General features: G+C 37.2%; 1 protein-coding gene. It reads left to right on the forward strand.

From position 1 onward, the window contains the following. Positions 1 to 2406: T9SS type B sorting domain-containing protein (locus tag G4D72_RS13245; protein WP_166078208.1), on the forward strand; the 2406-nt coding region annotated here is incomplete at both ends.

A 2406-nucleotide genomic window follows, 5' to 3' on the forward strand; every position in this document is an offset into this window, starting at 1 on the left:
TACCATCACAGTTAACCCGAACAATACGGTTTCACCGGCTTCATCGTCACCGGTTTTATGTGTGAATACCAACTTACCGATAATAACTCATACAACAACGGGTGCAACTGGGATTGGAACACCAACAGGTTTACCATCGGGAGTTTCAGCTTCATGGTCTGGCAATAGTATTTCGATTTCAGGTATTCCTTCCAATACAGGTATTTTTACTTATACCATTCCCTTAACAGGAGGTTGTGGAAGTTTTTCAGCAACTGGTACTATTGAAGTTATTCCTAGTAATACAGTTTCAGCTGCTTCATCAACACCTACGTTATGTGTAAATACGGTTTTAACCCCAATTACACATACTACCACAGGTGCTACAGGAATTGGTTCTGCATCAAATTTACCAGCCGGAGTGTCAGCTTCATGGTCTGGAAATGTCATTACAATTTCTGGAATGCCATCAGTTACAGGAACTTTTACGTATAGTATTCCCTTAACAGGAGGTTGTGGTTCAGTTGCTGCAACAGGTACGATTACAGTTAATCCAATTCCTACAGGTATTTCGATTACAGGAACTACTACAACTTGTGCAGGTATACCTGTTAACTTAACTGTAACAGCTACACCAGGTACAATTATAACATGGACCGGAACGCCAAGTTCATTTACAATTGGAGCTTCGGGAAGTAATGTTATTTCTGTTTCTCCAGCAGCTACGACTACTTATGCTTTAACAAGCGCAAGTTTAAACGGATGTACCATTCCAGTTTTAGGTCAGAGTGCTACAGTAACAGTTTCAGCTACGCCACAGTTTATTACACAAATTCCAGATATTACAATTTGTACTGGAGGAACTTTAAATTTAGCTTCTCAATTGACAAGTACGGTAGTTGGTACTACCTTTGTATGGAGTGCTACTAACAGTAATGTGAATACAGCGGTTGTAAGCGGTAATGAAACAAATATAGATCAAATAGTTACTTTAATAAATGCTTTTCAAGGAGGAACGATTAATTTAGAAGTTCGACCGCAAGTTGGAAGTTGTTTTGGAACATCACAACAAATATTAATTACCGTACAACCTATACCAGTTATTGTTTCAACAGTTTCAAATAAAACAGTAATTTGTAATAATGAAAGTGTAACTATCACTTCAAATAGTAATCCTGTAGCCACTATGTACAATTGGCAAATAAATACAGCAACAGGAGTTCAAATAGTTGGAGGCGCTACAAGTGGTACTACAACAACAGGAATTGTGAATTTACAATTAGCTTTAACGAATCCTTTAGTGGCAGGAACGATTAGTTTTGATTTTACGCCAGTAAATGGAATTTGTACAGGTGCAACAAGTGTCAATGCCGTTACAATTACAGTCAATCCAATACCAGGAACACCTATTGGTTTACCAGTTGGTGAGATTTGTAGTGGAGAATCTACTAATTTAACTATTTCATCATTTCCAAACATAGCTGGAACAACATTGGTATGGACGGTTATCGATTCTCAAAATGTAACAGGTTTTACAAACGGATCGGGTACTGCGCCATTTACGATAAATGATGTATTGTTAAATACGTCAAACGTTCAAGGTTATGTAAGATATAGTGTGACATCAAAACTAGGGAATTGTGATGGAGGAACTACAGAATATTTAGTTAGAGTAAACCCATTACCAAAACCAGTTTTAACCGATGGTCATATTTGTGTAAATCAGACAACAGGCGTTACGTATCAGAATTATGTATTAGATACGCAATTGACTGATCCAGATTTTACTTATGATTGGTTTATTTTGAATACGGCAACAGGCTTATTTGAAGCTTTACCAAGTAGCAATGGTCCAACATTTGAAGCATCAATAGAAGGAACATATCAAGTGATAGTAACCAATACGGTAACGAATTGCCCGGCACCGCCTGTGCAAGCCGTGGTAAGTACGGTTTATCCAGCGACAGCATTTACTTCAGTGGTAACAGATGCGTTTACAAATAATGCAACAATTACAGTTACCGTAAATCCGATAGGAACAGGTAATTTAATTTATTCATTAGATGGAGGGGCGTGGCAGAGTTCGAATGTGTTTACAGGTGTTGAAGCAGGTACTCATGAAATTTTGGTTGAAGATGTTGAAGGTTGTACGAATTTAACCGAAAGCATTGAAGTAATAGATTATCCTAAATATTTTACACCAAATGGTGATGGATTTAACGATAAGTGGAAAATTGTTGGATTAGAAGCGAAACATAACGCAAAAATTTATATATTTGACCGCTATGGAAAGTTGATCAAACAAATAGATCCATTAGGAGAAGGTTGGGACGGAAAATACAACGGACAAGACATTCCATCTACGGATTATTGGTTTAGTGTAGACTACACAGAAAACGACCAACAAAAACAATTTAAAGCACATTT

It is taken from the genome of Flavobacterium difficile (assembly GCF_011392115.1).
Classification (GTDB): domain Bacteria; phylum Bacteroidota; class Bacteroidia; order Flavobacteriales; family Flavobacteriaceae; genus Flavobacterium; species Flavobacterium difficile.